At 73.3% G+C, this 19,492-nt stretch carries 18 protein-coding genes; 8 read left to right on the forward strand and 10 right to left on the reverse strand.

Translation table 11 applies throughout. From position 1 onward, the window contains the following. Positions 1 to 20: 20 nt before the first annotated feature. On the reverse strand, positions 21 to 2,534 hold the full coding sequence (locus ACI2LW_RS32455; RefSeq protein WP_404734849.1) for an FHA domain-containing protein: 2,514 nt from the start codon (positions 2,532 to 2,534) through the stop codon (positions 21 to 23). Between the two features lie 243 nt (positions 2,535 to 2,777). Between ACI2LW_RS32455 and ACI2LW_RS32460 the strand changes: the two genes are divergently transcribed. Further along, positions 2,778 to 4,796 carry a streptophobe family protein gene (locus ACI2LW_RS32460; RefSeq protein ID WP_404734850.1) on the forward strand — a complete coding sequence of 673 codons (2,019 nt, stop codon included), beginning with the start codon at positions 2,778 to 2,780 and terminating at the stop codon, positions 4,794 to 4,796. Between the two features lie 179 nt (positions 4,797 to 4,975). Beyond that, positions 4,976 to 6,184: a phosphoserine phosphatase SerB gene (gene serB / locus ACI2LW_RS32465; RefSeq protein WP_404734851.1), complete on the forward strand. Its 1,209-nt coding sequence runs from the start codon at positions 4,976 to 4,978 to the stop codon at positions 6,182 to 6,184. A 218-nt stretch (positions 6,185 to 6,402) separates the two neighbouring features. Here serB and ACI2LW_RS32470 read toward each other — a convergent pair whose 3' ends face one another. The 4 genes from ACI2LW_RS32470 to ACI2LW_RS32485 form a co-directional block, all read right to left on the reverse strand. Next, positions 6,403 to 6,921 (reverse strand): SixA phosphatase family protein, encoded by a 519-nt coding sequence (locus tag ACI2LW_RS32470; RefSeq protein WP_404734852.1) that lies wholly within the window; start codon positions 6,919 to 6,921, stop codon positions 6,403 to 6,405. Between the two features lie 120 nt (positions 6,922 to 7,041). Next, entirely contained in the window at positions 7,042 to 7,248 is a 207-nt protein-coding gene (locus tag ACI2LW_RS32475) for a hypothetical protein (RefSeq protein WP_404734853.1), read from the reverse strand. Positions 7,249 to 7,411: 163 nt separating this feature from the next. Further along, the gene (locus tag ACI2LW_RS32480; RefSeq protein ID WP_404734854.1) at positions 7,412 to 7,531 is read right to left on the reverse strand and encodes an SGM_5486 family transporter-associated protein; all 120 of its coding nucleotides are present in this window, start codon (positions 7,529 to 7,531) and stop codon (positions 7,412 to 7,414) included. Positions 7,532 to 7,579: 48 nt separating this feature from the next. Next, positions 7,580 to 9,028 (reverse strand): CynX/NimT family MFS transporter, encoded by a 1,449-nt coding sequence (locus ACI2LW_RS32485; RefSeq protein WP_404734855.1) that lies wholly within the window; start codon positions 9,026 to 9,028, stop codon positions 7,580 to 7,582. Between the two features lie 82 nt (positions 9,029 to 9,110). On the opposite strand from ACI2LW_RS32485, the gene ACI2LW_RS32490 reads away from it, so the two are divergent. After that, the gene (locus ACI2LW_RS32490; RefSeq protein ID WP_404734856.1) at positions 9,111 to 9,803 is read left to right on the forward strand and encodes a FadR/GntR family transcriptional regulator; all 693 of its coding nucleotides are present in this window, start codon (positions 9,111 to 9,113) and stop codon (positions 9,801 to 9,803) included. Here ACI2LW_RS32490 and ACI2LW_RS32495 read toward each other — a convergent pair. From ACI2LW_RS32495 to fabG, 3 genes are all read right to left on the reverse strand, one after another. Next, positions 9,781 to 10,131 (reverse strand): hypothetical protein, encoded by a 351-nt coding sequence (locus ACI2LW_RS32495; protein WP_404734857.1) that lies wholly within the window; start codon positions 10,129 to 10,131, stop codon positions 9,781 to 9,783. The two genes, ACI2LW_RS32490 and ACI2LW_RS32495, sit on opposite strands and share 23 nt — an antisense overlap. A gap of 571 nt (positions 10,132 to 10,702) precedes the next feature. Then, positions 10,703 to 11,470 carry an enoyl-ACP reductase FabI gene (fabI, locus tag ACI2LW_RS32500; protein WP_404734858.1) on the reverse strand — a complete coding sequence of 256 codons (768 nt, stop codon included), beginning with the start codon at positions 11,468 to 11,470 and terminating at the stop codon, positions 10,703 to 10,705. 4 nt (positions 11,471 to 11,474) lie between these two features. Beyond that, a complete protein-coding gene (gene fabG, locus ACI2LW_RS32505) occupies positions 11,475 to 12,179 on the reverse strand; it encodes a 3-oxoacyl-[acyl-carrier-protein] reductase (RefSeq protein WP_404734859.1) in 705 nt (234 codons plus the stop codon). Between the two features lie 268 nt (positions 12,180 to 12,447). Between fabG and ACI2LW_RS32510 the strand changes: the two genes are divergently transcribed. The 3 genes from ACI2LW_RS32510 to tyrS all read left to right on the forward strand — a co-directional run bounded on the left by ACI2LW_RS32510 (position 12,448) and on the right by tyrS (position 16,773). Continuing rightward, on the forward strand, positions 12,448 to 13,971 hold the full coding sequence (locus tag ACI2LW_RS32510) for a TldD/PmbA family protein (protein WP_404734860.1): 1,524 nt from the start codon (positions 12,448 to 12,450) through the stop codon (positions 13,969 to 13,971). A gap of 82 nt (positions 13,972 to 14,053) precedes the next feature. Continuing rightward, positions 14,054 to 15,448: a metallopeptidase TldD-related protein gene (locus tag ACI2LW_RS32515; RefSeq protein WP_404734861.1), complete on the forward strand. Its 1,395-nt coding sequence runs from the start codon at positions 14,054 to 14,056 to the stop codon at positions 15,446 to 15,448. Between the two features lie 56 nt (positions 15,449 to 15,504). Further along, positions 15,505 to 16,773, forward strand: coding sequence for a tyrosine--tRNA ligase (tyrS, locus tag ACI2LW_RS32520; protein ID WP_404734862.1), 1,269 nt, complete (start codon positions 15,505 to 15,507; stop codon positions 16,771 to 16,773). A gap of 92 nt (positions 16,774 to 16,865) precedes the next feature. On the opposite strand, the gene ACI2LW_RS32525 is transcribed toward tyrS, so the two are convergent. Next, positions 16,866 to 17,153 carry a GlsB/YeaQ/YmgE family stress response membrane protein gene (locus ACI2LW_RS32525; protein ID WP_404734863.1) on the reverse strand — a complete coding sequence of 96 codons (288 nt, stop codon included), beginning with the start codon at positions 17,151 to 17,153 and terminating at the stop codon, positions 16,866 to 16,868. A gap of 167 nt (positions 17,154 to 17,320) precedes the next feature. Here ACI2LW_RS32525 and ACI2LW_RS32530 point away from each other — a divergent pair, with 167 nt between their 5' ends. Next, positions 17,321 to 17,749: a DUF3099 domain-containing protein gene (locus ACI2LW_RS32530; RefSeq protein ID WP_404734864.1), complete on the forward strand. Its 429-nt coding sequence runs from the start codon at positions 17,321 to 17,323 to the stop codon at positions 17,747 to 17,749. Positions 17,750 to 17,971: 222 nt separating this feature from the next. Continuing rightward, positions 17,972 to 18,190 carry a hypothetical protein gene (locus tag ACI2LW_RS32535; RefSeq protein WP_404734865.1) on the forward strand — a complete coding sequence of 73 codons (219 nt, stop codon included), beginning with the start codon at positions 17,972 to 17,974 and terminating at the stop codon, positions 18,188 to 18,190. A gap of 85 nt (positions 18,191 to 18,275) precedes the next feature. Here ACI2LW_RS32535 and moaA read toward each other — a convergent pair whose 3' ends face one another. Continuing rightward, positions 18,276 to 19,265 (reverse strand): GTP 3',8-cyclase MoaA, encoded by a 990-nt coding sequence (gene moaA / locus ACI2LW_RS32540; protein WP_404734866.1) that lies wholly within the window; start codon positions 19,263 to 19,265, stop codon positions 18,276 to 18,278. Between the last annotated feature and the right edge of the window lie 227 nt (positions 19,266 to 19,492).

Here is a 19,492-nt window from a genome sequence, read left to right on the forward strand (position 1 = left end):
GCGGGTGACCGACCGGTGGCCTACTTGCGCATGACCTCCGGCTCGTGGCGGCGCAGGAAGCGGGCCACCAGGAAGCCGCACACCACGCCCAGCACCACCAGCGCGATCATGTCGACGGTCCACGCCGTGGCGGTGTGGTTCCACAGCGCGTCGGTCTTGCCCGGGTCGTCGGTGTTGGGTGCGATCTTGTTGAAGTCCAGCGTGGCGCCCGCCGCGGCCACCGCCCAGCGCGAGGGCATGAGGTACGAGAACTGGTTGACGCCGACCGTGCCGTTCAGCGTGAACAGGCAGCCGGTGAAGACCACCTGGATGATCGCGAACATCACCAGCAGCGGCATCGTCTTCTCGGCGGTCTTCACCAGCGAGGAGATGACCAGGCCCACCATCATCGAGGTGAAGCCGAGCGCCATGACCGGCACGCACAGCTCGAACAGCGTCGCGTTGCCGAGGATCACGCCCTCGTCGGGGATCTCCCGGCTGGAGAAGCCGATCAGGCCGACCATCAGGCCCTGCAGCACGGTGATCGCGCCGAGCACGATCACCTTGGACATCAGATACGCCGAGCGGGACAGGCCGGTGGCGCGCTCCCGCTCGTAGATGACCCGTTCCTTGATCAGCTCACGGACGGAGTTGGCGGCGCCCGCGAAGCACGCGCCGACCGCCAGGATCAGCAGCACCGTGGTCGCCGTGCCGTTCGGGACGGGGATGCCGGTGCGCGGGTTGACCGGGTTGACCAGCAGGCCCTTGCCGCTGTCGATCAGCAGGCTGACCGCGCCGAGCACCGCCGGCAGGATCACCGTCAGCGCCAGGAAGCCCTTGTCGGAGGCGATCACCGCGACGTACCGCCGCATCAGGGTCAGCAGCTGCGAGCCCCAGCCCTGCGGCTTGGGCGGCCTGATGGCCTGTGGGGGCGGCATGTGTACGGACTGCGCGGCCACCGCGTCGATGTCGGCGGCGTACATCTGGTAGTGCTGCGAGCCCTTCCAGCGGCCCGACCAGTCGTAGTCGCGGTAGTTCTCGAAGGCGGAGAAGACGTCGGCCCAGCTGTCGTAGCCGAAGAAGTTCAGCGCCTCCTCCGGCGGCCCGAAGTAGGCCACCGCCCCGCCCGGCGCCATCACCAGCAGCTTGTCGCACAGCGCCAGCTCGGCCACCGAGTGGGTGACCACGAGGACCGTGCGGCCGTCGTCGGCCAGGCCGCGCAGCAGCGTCATCACGTCGCGGTCCATGCCCGGGTCGAGACCGGAGGTCGGCTCGTCCAGGAAGATCAGCGACGGCTTGGTGAGCAGTTCGAGGGCCACCGAGACGCGCTTGCGCTGGCCGCCGGACAGGGAGGTGACCTTCTTCTCCTTGTGCGGGTCCAGCTTCAGCTCGCGCAGCACCTCGTCGATGCGGGCGTCACGCTCGGCGGCCGTGGTGTCGGCCGGGAAGCGCAGCTTGGCCGCGTACTTGAGGGCCTTCTTGACGGAGAGCTCCTTGTGCAGGATGTCGTCCTGCGGGACCAGACCGATGCGCTGGCGCAGCTCGGCGAACTGCTTGTAGAGGTTGCGGTTGTCGTAGAGGACCTCGCCCTGGTCGGCGGGCCGGTAGCCGGTCAGCGCCTTGAGCAGCGTCGACTTGCCCGAGCCGGAGGGGCCGATGACCGCGATGAGCGACTTCTCCGGGACGCCGAAGGACACGTCCTTGAGGATCTGCTTGCCGCCGTCGACCGTGACGGTCAGGTGCCGGGCGGAGAAGGACACCTCGCCGGTGTCGACGAACTCCTCGAGACGGTCGCCCACGATGCGGAACGTCGAGTGGCCGACGCCGACGATGTCGGTCGGGCCGAGCGTCGCCGAGCCGCCCTTGGGGATCGGCTGGCCGTTGACGTACGTGCCGTTGTGCGAGCCGAGGTCGCGGATCTCGAAGCGGCCGTCGGGCGTCGCGTGGAACTCCGCGTGGTTGCGGGAGACCTGGAGGTCGGAGACGACCAGGTCGTTCTCCAGCGCGCGGCCGATGCGCATCACCCGGCCCAGCGAGAACTGGTGGAACGTGGTCGGGCTGCGGTCGCCGTAGACCGGCGGCGCCCCCGCGCCGGCACCGGGGCCCTGCTGCTGCGGGATCGGCGGCGGCTGCTGCCGGCCGCCCTGCGGTGCGCCCTGCGGTGCGCCCTGCGGCTGTCCGGCCTGCTGCGGCCAGCCGGGGCCCGCGCCCTGGGCCGCGTACGGCTGCTGCGGCTGGACCTGCGGAGTGGCGACGGCGGCCGGCGTGCCCGACAGGGTCAGGCGCGGTCCGTCGGCGGCGTTGCCGAGGTGGACGGCCGAGCCCGGGCCGATTTCCGTCGAGTGGATCCGCTGCCCCTGCACGAACGTGCCGTTGGTGCTGCCGTGGTCGTCGATGACCCAACTGCGGCCGTTGAAGCTGACCGTGGCGTGCCGCCAGGAGACCCTGGCGTCGTCGAAGACGATGTCGCCCTGCGGATCGCGTCCGAGGGTGTAGGTCCTGGACGGGTCGAGCGTCCAGGTCCGTCCGTTTGTTTCCAGTACGAGTTCCGGCACTCCATGCCCCACTGAGTTGTCCCCCGAATTACCCCCGACACAGGGAGTCTAGGGATGTCGAACATCGTGGGGAACTATTTCAGGCTCCGCCCTCTGACCGAAAGCCGGGCCTTGTCATGAGTGCGTAACGCATGCTTCGTCCGTTGGCGTTGACGGGGCGGAAACCCGGCCGGAGAGTGGTATTCCACGCGAGGGGGACAAGCGCGGCGACCGGGCCGTGCCGTGCGGATCGGGGGGTCTGCCATGAGTGCTGCCACACAGTCCGGGGCCGTGCGGCGCGGTGCGCGCCTGCCCTGGCTCGACGTGCTGCTGTCCGCGATCGCCTGTGTGAGCTGGGCGTTGGTGGGGATGGCGGGGGTGGCCGCGCTCGGTCTGCATCTGCTCGGGGCGGACGCGGCCGGCTCGCTCGGCCCGATGACCGCCGCGGTGGTGGCACTTGGGGCGGGCGGCTCGGTCACCCCGTCCGGCGACGTGTCGGCGTTCGGGCTGAAGGGCGCCGAGGCGCACACCGCCATACAGATCACGCCGCTGGGGGTGAGCCTGGCCGGTGCGCTGCTGCTGTCGTGGTTCTTCCTGCGGTCCCTGCGCACGGCCGGAGTTGTGCTGCCGGCCACCGAACTCCTCGCCCGCGCGGGCACGGTGGTCGCGCTGTTCGTGGCCGTGCTGGGCGGGCTGGCCTGGGCGGGGCACGACGTCGTCACCTTCGACGGCGGCTCGCTCGGTCTCGAGCCGCCGGGCGGCACGGGCACCGGTGGCGTGAGCGTTCCGGGGCTCGGCGACCTGGGCGACATCGGCGGGCTGCTGCCCGACGGCCTCGGCGGCCTCATCGACGCCAAGGCGGCGGTCGGCTTCACCGTCCGGACGGCGCCCACCCTGCTCGGCGGGCTCGGCTGGTCGGCGGGCGTCCTGCTGATCGCCCTGCTCGCCTCGCGCCGCACCCCGCTGCCGCGCGGCTGGGAGGCGGTGCACCGGGTGGTGCGGCCGGCCGCGTCCGCGCTCGTCACCGTGGTGCTGGTGGCGGTGGCGGCGGGGCTCGCGGCGGCGGCGTACGCCGCGGCCGGCGACGCCCATCCGCGGCGCGTCGCGGGCGCCGCGCTGCTGGGCGCGCCCAACGGGGTGTGGCTGGGCGTCCCGATCGGCCTGTTCGTCCCCTGGGACGGCAGGGCGACCGGCGAACTGGCCCGGCTCCTGCCCGACCCCCTGGACAGGCTGCTGACCGTGCGCACCGACCAGCCGGTCACACTGGGCCGGCTGGCCGACCTGGACGGGCGGGTGTGGCTGCTGGGGGTGGCGGCCGCGCTGATGATGCTGCTCGCGGGTGTGCTGACGGCGGTGCGCACCCCGGCGGGCCCCCCGGCCGGCGGGCACGGTCCGCTCGGTTTCGCGGGCCGGTGCGCGGTGCGGCTGGGGGCCGTCACGGCGTCGGCGCTGCCGCTGCTGGTGTGGCTGACCGACGTGTCCGTGGACGCCTCGCTGTCGGTGCTCGGCTTCGACGCCTTCGGCGCGGGGATCGAGCTGCACGGCAGGCTGGGCACGGCGTTCCTGCTGGGCGCGGTGTGGGGCGCGGGGGCGGGGGCGGCCGGCGGTCTGCTGGCGGGCGCGACCGGGGCCGCGGGCCGGCGCGCGGCGCCACTGGCACTGCGGGGCGCTGGAGCGGCCGTACGGCATCCGGGGGCCGGCGTGGGGTGGGGAGCGGACGCGGACGTGACCGTACGGGCCGCCGCCCGGGATGGCGCGGGGGCGCTGGGTGGGGCGGGGGCGCCGGTCGCGGCGGGGGCACTGGATGGCACGGGGGCGCCAGGCGAGGCCGGGGCGCCGGACGCGGCAGGGCGACCCGGTCCCTACACGCCGAGGAGGCCGTACCGGCCGCCGAACCCGGCCACGAATCCCTACCTCCGCCTGCCCGGCGGGCCGCCGGAGCCGCAGGACGCCCGCCCGGCCGGGGCCGTGGGCGAGTCCGGGGCCGTGGGCGGGCCCGGCGGGTCGGCGGAGGGCGTCGCGCCCAGCGGGTCGGCGGAGGGCGGATCGGGCGACCGGCCGTCGCCGACGGCGGCCCCGCCCGGATCGCCGCCCGGATCGCCGCCCGGCGACGTGTACGGGGCTCCGACGATGATCGCGCCCGTCCCTCCGCGTCCGCGTCCGCGCCCGCCCCGGGGACGCCCGGGTGCCGGCTCCCGTGAGTGGCCGCCGCCCCCGCCGGACGACACTCCCCCGCCCCCTCCACCCCCTCCGCCGGGGCCGCCTCGGAAGCCGCGGAAGTGACCGTGCCCGGCCCTGGCCGGGCTCCCCCGTCCGCACCGGGACGCCGGGCCGCCGCCACCCGGTCGCGGCACCCGGTCGCGGCACCCGGTCGCGCCACCCGTTCGACACCCGTTGTTCCGTGTCCGTCAGGCGGACCGGAGGGGCGTGGGGCACCGGGTGCCGGATACGGTGGAGACACCATGAGCGCTTCGCAGACCTCCGACGACCTCACCCTTCTCGTCAAGATCTTCGGGAAGGACAGGCCGGGCATCACGGCCGGACTCTTCGACACCCTCGCGGCCTACTCCGTCGACGTGGTCGACATCGAGCAGGTCGTCACCCGTGGCCGGATGGTGCTGTGCGCGCTCGTCACCGAGCCCCCGGCCGGGCTGGAGGGCGACCTGCGGGCCACCGTGCACAGCTGGGCCGAGTCGATGAAGATGCAGGCGGAGATCATCTCCGGCCGCGGCGACAACCAGCCGCGCGGTCTCGGCCGCTCGTTGGTCACCGTGCTCGGCCATCCGCTCACCGCGGAGGCGACCGCGCAGATCGCCGCCCGGATCACGAAGGCCGGCGGCAACATCGACCGTATCTTCCGGCTCGCCAAGTACCCCGTCACGGCAGTGGAGTTCGCGGTGTCCGGCGTGGAGACGGAGCCGCTGCGCACCGCCCTGGTGACCGACGCGGCGGCACTGGGTGTCGATGTCGCGGTGGTCGGTGCCGGTCTGCACCGGCGGGCGCAGCGCCTGGTCGTCATGGACGTGGACTCGACGCTCATCCAGGACGAGGTGATCGAGCTCTTCGCCGCGCACGCGGGCTGCGAGGACAAGGTCGCCGAGGTGACGGCGGCGGCGATGCGCGGGGAGCTGGACTTCGAGCAGTCGCTGCACGCGCGCGTGGCGCTGCTGGAGGGGCTGGACGCCTCGGTGGTGGACAAGGTGCGCAGCGAGGTGCGGCTGACGCCGGGCGCGCGCACCCTGATCCGCACGCTGAAGCGGCTCGGCTACCAGGTCGGAGTCGTCTCGGGCGGCTTCACCCAGGTCACGGACGACCTCAAGGAGCGGCTCGGGCTGGACTTCGCGCAGGCCAACAAGCTGGAGATCGTCGACGGCAGGCTCACGGGCCGGGTCACCGGCGAGATCGTGGACCGGGCGGGCAAGGCGCGGCTGCTGCGCCGGTTCGCCGCCGAGGCGGGCGTCCCGCTGTCGCAGACGGTGGCGATCGGCGACGGCGCCAACGATCTGGACATGCTCAACGCGGCCGGGCTCGGTGTGGCCTTCAACGCCAAGCCGGTGGTGCGCGAGGCCGCGCACACGGCGGTGAACGTGCCGTTCCTGGACACGGTCCTGTACCTGCTCGGGGTCACCCGCGAGGAGGTCGAGGCGGCCGACGCCCACGAGGAGGCCTGACCCGGCCACCCGGCGACGTGCGCCGGCCCCCACACTGCGGTCCGGCCTGCCCTGGGCGGTCCGCCCGGCCGACTCCGCGCCCCCTCATCGGCCCGCACCCCGCGGGGCGCCCGTCCGTCGGCCGGCCTGCGCCGCGTGGACGAGGCCCGGCGCCCCTCGCGGGTGCCGGGCCTCGTCCGGGAGTCGTCCGGGCCTCGTCCGGGAGTCGTCGAGCCGGGTTACTCCGAGGGCGCCCAGTAGTCGAGCAGGGTGCCCACGCCGGGCTCCAGCGCCTTCCAGGAGCCGTCGAAGGACACGACGGCGAAGGCGGCGGCGGGGAAGCCGCGGCGGCTCATCCGCTCGCGCGGCTCGTCCTCCGCGGCGCCGGACAGCACCTCGGCCAGGCCCTGGATGCCGGGGTTGTGGCCGATCAGGATCAGGTTCTGCACGTCGTCCGGCGTCTCGTTGAGCACGGCGATCAGCTCGCCGGGCGAGGCCTCGTAGATCCGCTCCTCGTAGACGGTTTTCGGCCGGTGCGGCAGCTCGTGGACGGCGAGCTTCCAGGTCTCACGGGTCCGGGTCGCGGTCGAGCACAGGGCCAGGTCGAAGGGGATGCCGGAGTCGGCCAGCTTGCGCCCGGCGACGGCGGCGTCCATGCGGCCGCGCTCGGCGAGCGGTCGCTCGTGATCGTTCACCTGGGGCCAGTCGGCCTTCGCATGCCGGAAGAGGACAATCCTGCGGGGTTCTGCGACGCTCATGGCACCCAGCTTCGCATGAAACAGGCCATGGGGCGCAGGGAGTTGACATGCGGGTTTTCCGGGTGGCGGACCGCCCGGGAGGGGGCACCCGGCGCCTGCCGCACGCCGCCCGCGCGGACCTCAGCGGGCGAGCAGCATCCGGATGTGCTGCAGCAGCTGGGTGAGGGCGGGCTCGCTGCCGGCCGCATGGGCGTTCGACGGGTTCAGGATGAGGACCAGCAGCGTGACGAAGGCGAGGGCCGGGAGGGCGAGCGCCCACCACGGCAGGCGGATGTCGACGCCGCCCGGGTGAGCCGGGCGGGGGCGGGGGTGCGTGGGGGCCGGCATGCTCGCCTCCGCTGGTCTTCGAGTGGCCTGGCGGACCGCCGTTCGCGGTCACGTCTCGAAGCTACGGATCCGGGGCGCCGGAACCCATCCGGTGATCCACCCACTTGACCCTGACCCTGCCCCCCTAGGGGATACGGGGGACAGCCCCACCCCGGGGGGACCGTCAGGGGGAGGCGATCGTCGCGATGATGCCGATGATCACGAAGATGGCCAGGAACGAGCCGAGGACGATCAGCATCTTCTTCTGGCCGTTCGGCGGGTTGGGGTCGAGGACAGGCTCCATGCGCCCAGTCTCGCACCCTTCGTCCGGGACTCCTCCCCGGGGGCCGCCTCAACGCGCCGTCTCGTCCTCCACCGTGCGGTCGCGGCCCGCCAGGTGGCCCGCGACCATCTGCGGGATCATCAGCGCGGCCATCAGGGCGAGCGGCAGCCCCCAGCCGCCGCTGCTCTGGTACAGCACGCCGACCAGCAGCGGGCCCGGGATGGAGATCAGATAGCCGGTGCTCTGGGCGAACGCCGACAGCTGGGCCACCCCCGCTCCGGTCCTGGCCCGCATGCCGACCATGGTGAGCGCGAGCGGGAAGGCGCAGTTGGAGACGCCGAGGAGCAGTGCCCAGGCCCAGGCGCCGGCGGCCGGGGCGAAGTACAGGCCGGCGTACCCGGCGAGCCCGCACACGCCGAGGACCAGCACGATGGGGCCCTGGTGGGGCAGCCGGGCGGCCAGCCGGGGGATGACGAAGGCCAGCGGCACGCCCATGACCATGGTGAGGGCGAGCAGCAGCCCGGCGGTGCCGGCGGGCACGCCCGCGTCCCGGAAGATCTGCGCCATCCAGCCCATGGTGATGTAGGCGCCGGTGGCCTGGAGCCCGAAGAAGACGGCCAGCGCCCAGGCGGTCCGGCTCCGGCTGACCCGCACGGCCGGGACCGGGGCGGACGCCGTGCCCTCCCGCGCGGCAGCCGGGCCGGCGGCCACCCGGGCGCCCGGGATGTGCCCGTCCGGGGGCTGCGGGAGGTGCCGGTCCCGGACCTGCCCGTCCGGGGGCTGCGGGAGGTGCCGGTCCGGGCCCGGGCCGGCGGGGGCATGGTGGGCCGGTGCGGCATGGGACCGTTCGGCGTCCCGGTCCCGCAGCAGCGGCAGCCACGGCAGTACGGCCACGGCGGCGAGCAGCGCCCACACGGCGAGCCCCTGCTGCCAGTCGCCGCCGAGCGCCCCGGTCAGCGGCACGGTCAGCGCGGCGGCGGCCGAGGTGCCCAGGGCCAGGGCCATGGAGTACAGGCCGGTCATGGAACCGACCCGGTGCGGGAACCAGCGCTTGACGATGACCGGCATCAGGACGTTGCTGACGGCTATGCCCATCAGGGCGAGCGCGCTGGCGGCGAGGAAGGCGGCCGTGCCGCCGGCGTAGGGGCGGATCAGCAGGCCGGCGGTGATGGCGACCATGCCGGCGCACACCACCGTGGCGGGGCCGAAGCGGCGGGCCAGCCGGGGCGCCGTCACACCGAAGACGGCGAAGCACAGCGGGGGCACCGAGGTGAGCACGCCGGCCACGCTGCCGCTCATGCCGAGTCCGCCGCGGACCTCCTCCAGCAGCGCGCCGAGGCTGGTGATGGCAGGGCGCAGGTTGAGGGCGGAGAGCACGATGCCGAGGACGACCAGGCGGGTCGCCCACGTGCGTGTCACCGACGTGCGCGCGGGCCGCTGCCCGGGTTCCCGGAGCGTCGGGGCCTCCCCGCGGTCGGTCGTCGGCGAGGTCGTCCGGGGAGTTTCCTGGCGTGCCATGAAAGACATCATAGAATCATAGGATGATTGGCTGTCCATGGTCCGGCGTCCCGTGCCCGGGCTCCGCGTGCGAAGGTGTGTCATGCCCCTGAGCCATCCGCGCCGCTCGGCGCTGTCCGAACAGGTCATCGCCGCGCTGCGGAACCAGATCACCTCGGGCGAGTGGCCGGTCGGGTCCCGTATCCCCACGGAGCCCGAACTGGTGGAGCAGCTCGGGGTCGCGCGCAACACCGTCCGGGAGGCGGTCCGCGCGCTCGGCCACAACGGCCTGCTGGACATCCGCCAGGGCTCCGGCACGTATGTGGTGGCGACCAGTGAGCTGGCGGGCGTCATGCACCGCCGTTTCGCCGACGCGGACCCGAGGGACATCGCCGAGCTGCGCTCCACGCTGGAGTCGGCGGCGGCGAGGCTGGCCGCCGAGCGGCGCACCGAGAAGGACCTCAAGCAGCTCGACGCCCTGCTGCTGCGCCGCGAGGAGGCGTGGGAGAGCGGCGAGGCGGAGCGGTTCGTCACCGCGGACGCCACCTTCCATCTCGCGGTGGTGGCCGCCTCCGGCAACGAGGTGATGACCGCGATGTACGCGGACCTGGGCGAGGTGCTGCGGGACTGGCTGCGCGCGGACGTGGGCGCGGAGCTGACCCCGGACGCGTACATGGACCACACCCGGCTGCTCGACGCCATCCGCGCGGGGGACGCCGAGGCGGCCGCCGCCGAGGCCGCGAGCTATCCGTTCCTGTGCCGGCCGGACCGGCTCAGTCCGCCCGGCCGTGGCTGACCCAGGCCGAGCGGACATCCTTCCAGCAGCGGCCGGTCATGCGGACGGTCTGCGCCGGTCCCGCGTCCACCGGGGAGCCGTCGCTGTCGAGGTCCCACCAGCGGGCGCACTCGATGTGCAGGCTGACGCGGTCGGTCTCGGGATACGGGTTGTGGCAGTAGGCGGTCACCCGGGAGCCGGAGACGGCGGTGCGGCAGGTCGCGCCGAACGGCTCGGCCGCGGTGGGCCGCCCCGCGCTCGCGCGGGCGTGCGGCATCGCCTCGTACGGCAGCCACAGGACGAGGCCGACGGCCATGGCCACCGGGGCCACGCTGCGGAACAGACGCACAGGGACCTCCTCGGCCGGGCTGGGGAGGAAAACGCGGGGCGAGCGCGCCCTCCCAGGGTGCCGGGCCGCCGCCCGCACCCGCCCGCCGGGTGAGCCGATCGGGTGACACACCGCGGGGCCGCCCGGCCGGGCAGCGCCCGCCGGGGACACGGCACGAGCGGCCCCGGACGCCCGGCCCGCGCCGCACCCGGCCCGCCCGGACCGCGCGCCCCGCGCCGACTCGGCGCCTGCGAGCCCGGCGGCTGCCCGGACCGCGTGCCCCGCACCGCGCGCCCGCACGGCACCCCCGCCCGCGGACCCGGCACCCCCGCCCGCGGACCCGCCGCCCGCGCGGCACCCGCGCCACCCCGCGACACCAGCAGCCCCCACAGCACTCACAGCGCTCACAGCACCCGCAGTGCTCCGCGCAGCAACGCAAAGGACCCGCGCCCCCTCCCCGGGGGACGCGGGCCCTGGAGACGCCGGCCGTGCGCGAACGTGGACGGACCACGCTCGCGCGGCGACCACGCCCCGCCGTCAGCCGTGCTCCGCGGCGCGGACCGCCGTCAGCCGTGCTCCGCCGCGGCGGCGGTCACGCGCCGATGGCGTGGAGGCCGCCGTCCACGTGGACGATCTCGCCGGTGGTCTTCGGGAACCAGTCGCTCAGCAGGGCCACGACACCGCGGCCGGCCGGCTCGGGGTCCTTCAGGTCCCACTCCAGCGGGGCCCGGGTGTCCCACACGGAGGCCAGCTCGCTGAAGCCCGGGATGGACTTGGCCGCCATGGAGCCGAGCGGGCCGGCCGAGACGAGGTTGGTGCGGATGTTCTGCTTGCCGAGGTCGCGCGCCAGGTAGCGGTTGACGGCCTCCAGCGCGGCCTTGGCAGGGCCCATCCAGTCGTACTGCGGCCAGGCGTACTGGGCGTCGAAGGTCAGGCCGACGACCGAGCCGCCGTTCTGCATCAGCGGCAGGCAGGCCATGGTGAGCGACTTCAGCGAGAACGCCGAGACGTGCATGGCGGTGGCGACCGACTCGAACGGCGTGTTCAGGAAGTTGCCGCCGAGCGCGTCCTGCGGCGCGAAGCCGATGGAGTGGACCACGCCGTCCAGGCCGCCGAGCTCCTCGCCGACGATGTCGGCGAGCCGGCCGAGGTGCTCGTCGTTGGTGACGTCCAGCTCGATGACCTTGGCGGGCTTCGGCAGCTTCTTGGCGATGCGCTCGGTGAGCGTGGGCCGCGGGAACGCGGTCAGGATGATCTCGGCACCCTGCTCCTGCGCCAGCCTGGCGGTGTGGAAGGCGATGGAGGACTCCGTCAGCACACCGGTGATCAGGACGCGCTTGCCCTCGAGAATTCCGCTCATGTGATCAGTGACCCATTCCCAGTCCGCCGTCAACAGGGATGACGGCTCCAGTGATGTACGAGGCCTCGTCCGAGGCGAGGAACCGCACCGCGGCGGCGACCTCCTCCGGCTGCGCGTACCGGCCGAGCGGCACCTGCGACACGATCGCCTCGCGCTGGTCCGCGCTGAGCGCCCGGGTCATGTCGGTGTCGACGAAGCCGGGGGCCACCACGTTGAACGTGATGTTGCGCGAGCCGAGCTCACGGGCGAGGGAGCGCGCGAAGCCGACCAGGCCGGCCTTGGACGCGGCGTAGTTGGCCTGGCCCGCCGAACCCAGCAGGCCGACGACCGAGGAGACCAGCACGACACGGCCCTTCTTGGCCCGCAGCATGGCGCGGTTGGCGCGCTTGACGACGCGGAAGGTGCCGGTGAGGTTGGTGTCGACGACCGAGGTGAAGTCCTCCTCGGTCATCCGCATCAGAAGCTGGTCCTTGGTGACACCCGCGTTGGCGACGAGCACCTCGACCGGACCCTGCTGGGCCTCGATCTCCTTGTAGGCCTGCTCCACCTGTTCGGGGTCGGTGATGTCGCACCTGACCGCGAGGAAGCCGGCCGGCGGCTCCCCCGAGCGGTAGGTGATGGCGACCTTGTCGCCGGCGTCGGCGAACGCGCGGGCGATGGCGAGGCCGATGCCCCGGTTGCCTCCGGTGACGAGAACCGAGCGGCTCAACGGATCACCCTTTCGTTAGCGGTCTCAAGCGGCGACAGCCCACCCGGACCCGTGGGCTGACAGGCGGCTTCACCGAAAACCTATCGGTCCGCCCCCGCCCGCGGAGAATCGGGCACCGACAGTGGCGTGCGGGACTCACTGTCGAATCCCTACAGAAAACAGTGGACTCGGCCCGGAAACCTGTGGTCCCCGCCGCCGGCCGCGCGACATGATCGGACGGACGGCCCGCGACCCCGGACCCGACAGGCGACGACAGCAGGGAGAACCCGTGCCCCATACGATCGACGAGGCCTTCACGGCCCTACCGCTACGCCCCCTCGCCGACGCCGCGCTCGCCCGCGCGCGGGCGCTCGGCGCCGAGCACGCCGACTTCCGGTTCGAGCGGGTGCGCAGCGCTTCCTGGCGGTTCCGCGACGCCCGGCCCGCGGGGTCCTCGGACACCACCGACCTGGGGTACGCGGTCCGGGTCGTGCACGGCGGGACCTGGGGGTTCGCCTCCGGGGTCGATCTGACGCCGGACGCCGCCGCCAAGGTCGCCTCGCAGGCCGTGGCCATGGCCAAGCTGTCCGCGCAGGTGATCCGGGCGGCCGGGTCCGAGGAGCACGTGGAGCTCGCGGACGAGCCGGTGCACGCGGAGAAGACGTGGGTGTCGTCGTACGAGATCGACCCGTTCACCGTGCCCGACGAGGAGAAGTCGGCGCTGCTGGCCGACTGGAGCGGGCGGCTGCTGGCGGCGAACGGCGTCAACCACGTGGACGCCTCGCTGCTCACCGTGCACGAGAACAAGTTCTACGCCGACACCGCGGGGACCGTGACCACGCAGCAGCGGGTGCGGCTGCACCCGCAGCTGACGGCCGTGTCGGTGGACGAGTCCAGCGGGGAGTTCGACTCGATGCGGACGCTGGCCCCGCCGGTGGGGCGCGGCTGGGAGTACCTGACCGGGACCGGCTGGGACTGGGAGAGCGAGCTGGCGCAGATCCCCGAGCTGCTCGCGGAGAAGATGCGCGCGCCGAGCGTCGAGGGCGGCGTGTACGACCTGGTGGTCGATCCCTCCAATCTGTGGCTGACCATCCACGAGTCCGTCGGGCACGCCACCGAGCTGGACCGGGCGCTCGGCTACGAGGCCGCCTACGCCGGCACCTCCTTCGCCACGTTCGACCAGCTCGGCAAGCTCCGGTACGGCTCCGAGCTGATGAACGTCACCGGTGACCGCACCGCCGAGCACGGCCTGGCGACCGTCGGGTACGACGACGAGGGCGTGCAGGCCCAGTCCTGGGACCTGGTGCGCGACGGCACGCTGGTGGGCTACCAGCTGGACCGCAGGATCGCCCGGCTGACCGGGTTCGAGCGGTCCAACGGGTGCGCGTTCGCCGACTCCCCCGCGCACGTCCCGGTGCAGCGGATGGCGAACGTGTCGCTGCGGCCCGACCCGGCCGGGATGTCCACCGAGGACCTCATCGGGGGCGTGGACCGCGGCATCTACGTCGTCGGGGACCGGTCCTGGTCCATCGACATGCAGCGGTACAACTTCCAGTTCACCGGGCAGCGGTTCTTCCGGATCGAGAACGGGCGGCTGACCGGGCAGCTGAGGGACGTCGCCTACCAGGCGACCACCACCGACTTCTGGGGCTCCATGGCGGCGGTCGGCGGCCCGCAGACGTACGTCCTCGGCGGCGCCTTCAACTGCGGCAAGGCCCAGCCGGGCCAGATCGCGGCCGTCTCCCACGGCTGTCCCTCGGCCCTGTTCAGGGGAGTCAACATCCTCAACACCACCCAGGAGGCCGGTCGATGAAGGCCCGTGTCCGGATCGGCCGGGGGTCCGGGGGTTGTCCCCCGGAGAAGCACAGTCTCAACACCACCCAGGAGGCCGGTCGATGAGCCCGCGCACCACCAAGCCGCACGAGGTCGTCGAGCGTGCCCTCGCCCTGTCCCGCGCCGACGGCTGCGTCGTGATCGCCGACGAGCACTCCACCGCCAACCTCCGCTGGGCGGGCAACGCGCTGACCACGAACGGGGTGACCCGCGGGCGCACCCTCACCGTGATCGCCACCGTCGGCGGCAGGGAGGGCACGGCCGCGGGTGTCGTGTCCCGGTCCGCGGTCACCGAGGACGAGCTGGAGCCGCTGGTGCGGGCGGCCGAGGCGGCGGCGCGCGGAGCGGGGCCGGCCGAGGACGCCCAGCCGCTGGTCACGGACGTGCCGCAGTCCCCGGACTTCACCGACGCGCCCGCCGAGACCTCCTCCGCGGTGTTCGCCGACTTCGCGCCGGCGCTCGGCGAGTCCTTCGCGCGGGCCCGCGCCGGCGACCGGGAGCTGTACGGCTTCGCCAACCACGAGATGGTCTCCACCTACCTCGGTACGTCCACGGGACTGCGGCTGCGCCACGACCAGCCCAACGGCACCCTGGAGCTGAACGCGAAGTCACCGGACCGGACCCGCTCGGCGTGGGCGGGGCGGTCCACGCGGGACTTCAAGGACGTCGACCCGGCCGCCCTGGACGCCGAGCTGGCCGTACGGCTCGGCTGGGCACGGCGCCGTATCGAGCTGCCCGCGGGCCGGTACGAGACGCTGCTGCCGCCCACCGCGGTGGCGGACCTGCTGATCTACCAGTACTGGTCGTCCTCGGGCCGGGACGCGGCCGAGGGGCGCACGGTGTTCTCCAAGCCGGGCGGCGGCACGCGCGTGGGCGAGCGGATCAGCGCTCTGCCGCTGACCCTGCGCAGCGACCCGGACGAGCCCGGCATGGAGTGCGCCCCGTTCGTGGTCGCCCACTCCTCCGGGGGCGACCAGTCGGTCTTCGACAACGGGCTGCCCGTGCGGGCCACCGAGTGGATCGGCGAGGGCGAGCTGCGGCGGCTGACGACCACCCGGCACAGCGCGGGCCTGACCGGGCTCCCGGTCACCCCGGCGGCCGGCAACCTGATCCTGGACGGCGGCACGGACCGCTCGCTGGAGGAGATGGTGGCCGGCACGGAGCGCGGGCTGCTGCTGACCTGCCTGTGGTACATCCGCGAGGTGGATCCGGCGACGCTGCTGCTGACGGGCCTGACCAGGGACGGGGTGTACCTCGTGGAGAACGGCGAGGTGACCGGCGAGGTGAACAACTTCCGGTTCAACGAGTCGCCGGTGGACCTGCTGGGCCGGGCGGCGGAGGCCGGGCGCACGGAGAAGACGCTGCCGCGCGAGTGGAGCGACTACTTCACCAGGGCGGCGATGCCCGCGCTGCGCGTCCCCGATTTCAACATGAGCTCGGTCAGCCAGGGCGTATAACCTCGTAGTCGGCTGTCACCCGACTGCCCCATGATCACCGAGGAGACACGAGAACCGTGACGGACATCGTCGACGAGCTGAAGTGGCGGGGGCTCATCGCCCTCTCCACCGACGAGGACGCATTGCGCAAGGCGTTCGCGGACGGTCCCGTCACGTTCTATTGCGGCTTCGACCCGACCGCGCCCAGCCTCCACCTCGGCAATCTGGTGCAGATCCTCACCATGCGCCGCATCCAGGAGGCGGGGAACCGGCCGCTGGCCCTGGTCGGGGGCGCCACGGGTCTGATCGGCGACCCTAAGCCGACGTCCGAGCGCACGCTGAACGACCCCGGGGTCGTGGCGGGCTGGGTCGAGCGGCTGCGGGCGCAGATCGAGCCGCTGCTGCACTTCGACGGCGCGAACGCGGCCGTGATGGTCAACAACCTGGACTGGACCCAGGGCCTGTCGGCCATCGAGTTCCTCCGGGACATCGGCAAGCACTTCCGGGTCAACAAGATGATCGCCAAGGAGGCCGTCTCGCGGCGGCTCAACTCCGACGCGGGCATCAGCTACACAGAGTTCAGCTACCAGATCCTGCAGGGCATGGACTTCCTGGAGCTGTACCGCAGGTACGGGTGCACCCTGCAGACCGGCGGCAGCGACCAGTGGGGCAACCTGACCTCCGGCACCGACCTGATCCACCGGGTCGTTCCGGGGGCCGTCGTGCACGCGCTGGGCACCCCGCTGATCACCAAGGCCGACGGCACCAAGTTCGGCAAGACGGAGTCCGGCACGGTCTGGCTCGACCCGGAGATGACCACGCCGTACGCCTTCTACCAGTTCTGGGTGAACGCGGACGACCGTGACGTCTCCAAGTTCCTGCGCATCTTCAGCTTCCGGTCCCGGGAGGAGATCGAGGAGCTGGAGCGGCAGACCGAGGAGCGCCCGCAGGCCCGGGCGGCGCAGCGCGCGCTGGCCGAGGAGCTGACGACGCTGGTGCACGGCGCCGAGCAGACGGCCGCCGTGATCGCCGCGTCCAAGGCGCTGTTCGGCCAGGGCGAGCTGGCGGAGCTGGACGAGCGGACGCTGGCCGCCGCCCTGTCGGAGGTGCCGCACGCCCGGGTCACCGGGCTCGCCCCGGTGGTCGACCTGTTCGCCGAGGCCGGTCTGGTGCCCAGCAAGTCGGCCGCGCGCCGCACGGTGAAGGAGGGCGGCGCGTACGTGAACAACGTCAAGGTCACCGCCGAGGACGCCGTGCCCGTGGCTCAGGACCTGCTGCACGGGCGCTGGCTGGTGCTGCGCCGGGGCAAGCGCAACCTGGCGGCGGTCGAGGTCACGGGCGCCTGAGCCGGGGGCGGGGCTTCGGCGCCGTCCGTACCCGGCGAAGGGGGCGGTCCCCGGCGGGGCCGCCCCCTTCGCCGTGCGCCCTCTTCTCCGGGTCAGATCCGCTCGCGGTACTTCTTCTTGTTGCCCCACAGGGCCATGTACGCCATGTCGCCGAGGGCGACCACGATGATCGCGGCGACCAGCTGGAAGGCGTGCCGGCTCCAGTCGATGCCGGACGTCTCGGCGACACCGAGCGCGCGGGCGACGTAGTTGCCGATGATCGCCCCGATCATGCCGAAGATGGTGGTCAGCCAGAGCGGGCTGTGCTGCTTGCCCGGGATGACCGCCTTGGCGATCAGACCCAGCACGAATCCCACGATGATCGCCCACAACCAGCCCATGGCTGCCTCCTCGTCCGGATGGGCATGAGCATTACGCCCAGTGTCGGCCGGTCGTCGCCCGGGCGCATGCCCGGCGGGGCCGTGCGGGGGCCTTTGGGGCCCGTCCTCGCGGGTAGGGGCGGGGGCCCGCCCTCGTAGGGGACGGGGGCGCGGCGTACCGTGGAGGAATGCGCAGACAACACGGCGGGGGCAACGTCCAGGTGTTCCGGATCACCGGAGCCAGGACGGGCCTGCAGGAGGACGTGCGCGGGCGCCAGCGTCGGTACGTCATCTCGATGACGATCCGCACCCTGTCGGTCATCCTCGCGGTGTCGCTGTGGAACGTCGAGCGGTACGTGGCCGTCGTCGCGCTGGTGCTCGGCGGGATCCTGCCCTATGTCGCCGTGGTGATCGCCAACGCCGGGCGGGAGAACGCGCCCGAGCTGCCGTCGACGTTCGTGGCCATGCCGTCCCGGCCGATGATCACGGCGCCGCGCTCGGAGGAGGAGTACCCGCACTCCCCCGCGGACGGAGCGGGCGGAGCGGACGGCGCGCCGACGGCGGGCGCCCGGGGAGAGGCGCCCCGGCACGAGGGCGCGGGGGCCGAGGGGGCGTGACCAGGCAGCTCGCGGGGCCCTCGCCGGGGCCGGTGGACCGCCGGGCGCGAAGCTCAGGAAAAGCTCAGATCAATCATGTTGTTCCGGTGCCGGGCGACGGGTGACCCGTGACATACTTCGTACGCGCTCCGCATCCCCCGTCGGAGCGACAGACCGACGCCGGGCAGCTCCCCCCGTGGCTGCTCGGCGTCGCCTTGTTCTGCGGGGCCGTGGGACGAACCTGTGACTGACGACACTCCGATCTGCTCCGCCAAGGGCTGCCGCACCGCCGCCGTGTGGGTGCTGGCCTGGAACAACCCGAAGATCCACACGCCGGAGCGGCGCAAGACCTGGCTGGCGTGCGACGAGCACCGGGAGCATCTGTCGCAGTTCCTCGGCGTGCGGGGCTTCCTGAAGGACGTGGTGCGCCTGGAGGAGTGGGAGGCGTCGCACGGCGCCTGATCCTCCCCACGCCGCCCCACCGGACGTGGCGGACCGGCGGGCAGCGCGTCAGGTCCGTGGCCGGCCGTCCGTCGCGGGCCGTGGATCAGCCGCCGATCGCGGACATCGGCCGGTCCGGCTGGACGAACGAGGGGTCGTCGAGACCCGCGCCGGCCTTCTTGCCCCACATCGCCAGCCGCCAGATGCGGGCGATCTCCTCGTCGGGCGCCCCCGAGCGCAGGGCGCCGCGCAGGTCGGTCTCCTCCGTGGCGAACAGACAGGTGCGTATCTGGCCGTCGGCGGTCAGACGGGTGCGGTCGCAGGCGGCGCAGAAGGGACGGGTGACGGAGGCGATCACGCCGACGCGGTGCGGTCCGCCGTCGACGATCCAGCGCTCGGCCGGCGCCGAGCCGCGCGCCTCGGCGCCCTCGGGGGTGAGTGCGAAGCGGGTGCGCAGGGAGGTGAGGATGTCCCCGGCGGTGACCATGCCCTCGCGCTTCCAGCCGTGCTGGGCGTCCAGGGGCATCTGCTCGATGAACCTCAGTTCGTAGTCGTGCTCGATGGCCCAGGCCAGCAGGTCGGGGGCCTCGTCCTCGTTCAGCCCGGGCATCAGGACGGTGTTGACCTTCACCGGGGTGAGTCCGGCCTCGCGGGCGGCGCGCAGGCCTTCGAGGACGTCCTTGTGGCGGTCGCGGCGGGTGAGGGCCTTGAAGGTGTCCGGGCGCAGGGTGTCCAGGGAGACGTTGACGCGGTCCAGACCGGCCGCCTTCAGGGCCGCTGCGGTGCGGCCGAGGCCGATGCCGTTGGTGGTGAGGGAGGTCTGGGGGCGGGGTTCGAGGGACGTGACGCGCTCCACGATGCCGGCCAGACCGGGGCGCAGCAGGGGCTCGCCGCCCGTGAAGCGGACCTCCTCGATGCCCAGGGAGGTCACCGCGATCCGGACGAGGCGGACGATCTCGTCGTCCGTGAGCAGGTCGGGCCTGGCCAGCCACTGCAGACCCTTCTCGGGCATGCAGTACGTGCAGCGCAGGTTGCACCGGTCGGTCAGCGAGACCCTCAGGTCGGTGGCCACCCGGCCATAGGTGTCGATGAGCACGTGGCCCCCTCCCTCGTCGCGGTTCTCCATTGTGCGTCTCTTGCGAGCCTACGTGAGGGCGCCGACATCGACAGCGGGCCCGTGCGAGGAGTCTGTCACGGCGGCGGGGGCCGGGGCCGGGGGGGGCCGCGGGGGGGGGCGGGGGGGGGGGGGGCCGGGCGGGCCCCCCCCCCCGGCGCGGGGCCCCCCGCCCCCCGCGGGCGGGGCGCCCCCCACCCCCCACTGGT

It is taken from the genome of Streptomyces sp. NPDC004065, assembly GCF_044903565.1.
In the GTDB taxonomy this organism is placed as follows: domain Bacteria; phylum Actinomycetota; class Actinomycetes; order Streptomycetales; family Streptomycetaceae; genus Streptomyces.

Bases quoted from the DNA above. Each gene is read 5' to 3' on its own strand.
- ACI2LW_RS32470 (WP_404734852.1), bottom strand. From the start codon at position 6,921: ATGAGCGTCGCAGAACCCCGCAGGATTGTCCTCTTCCGGCATGCGAAG.
- fabI (WP_404734858.1), bottom strand. From the start codon at position 11,470: ATGAGCGGAATTCTCGAGGGCAAGCGCGTCCTGATCACCGGTGTGCTG.
- ACI2LW_RS32480 (WP_404734854.1), bottom strand. From the start codon at position 7,531: ATGGAGCCTGTCCTCGACCCCAACCCGCCGAACGGCCAGAAGAAGATG.
- ACI2LW_RS32525 (WP_404734863.1), bottom strand. From the start codon at position 17,153: ATGGGCTGGTTGTGGGCGATCATCGTGGGATTCGTGCTGGGTCTGATC.
- ACI2LW_RS32515 (WP_404734861.1), top strand. From the start codon at position 14,054: ATGAGCCCGCGCACCACCAAGCCGCACGAGGTCGTCGAGCGTGCCCTC.
- serB (WP_404734851.1), top strand. From the start codon at position 4,976: ATGAGCGCTTCGCAGACCTCCGACGACCTCACCCTTCTCGTCAAGATC.
- ACI2LW_RS32490 (WP_404734856.1), top strand. From the start codon at position 9,111: ATGCCCCTGAGCCATCCGCGCCGCTCGGCGCTGTCCGAACAGGTCATC.
- ACI2LW_RS32475 (WP_404734853.1), bottom strand. From the start codon at position 7,248: ATGCCGGCCCCCACGCACCCCCGCCCCCGCCCGGCTCACCCGGGCGGC.
- ACI2LW_RS32530 (WP_404734864.1), top strand. From the start codon at position 17,321: ATGCGCAGACAACACGGCGGGGGCAACGTCCAGGTGTTCCGGATCACC.
- ACI2LW_RS32485 (WP_404734855.1), bottom strand. From the start codon at position 9,028: ATGGCACGCCAGGAAACTCCCCGGACGACCTCGCCGACGACCGACCGC.
- ACI2LW_RS32460 (WP_404734850.1), top strand. From the start codon at position 2,778: ATGAGTGCTGCCACACAGTCCGGGGCCGTGCGGCGCGGTGCGCGCCTG.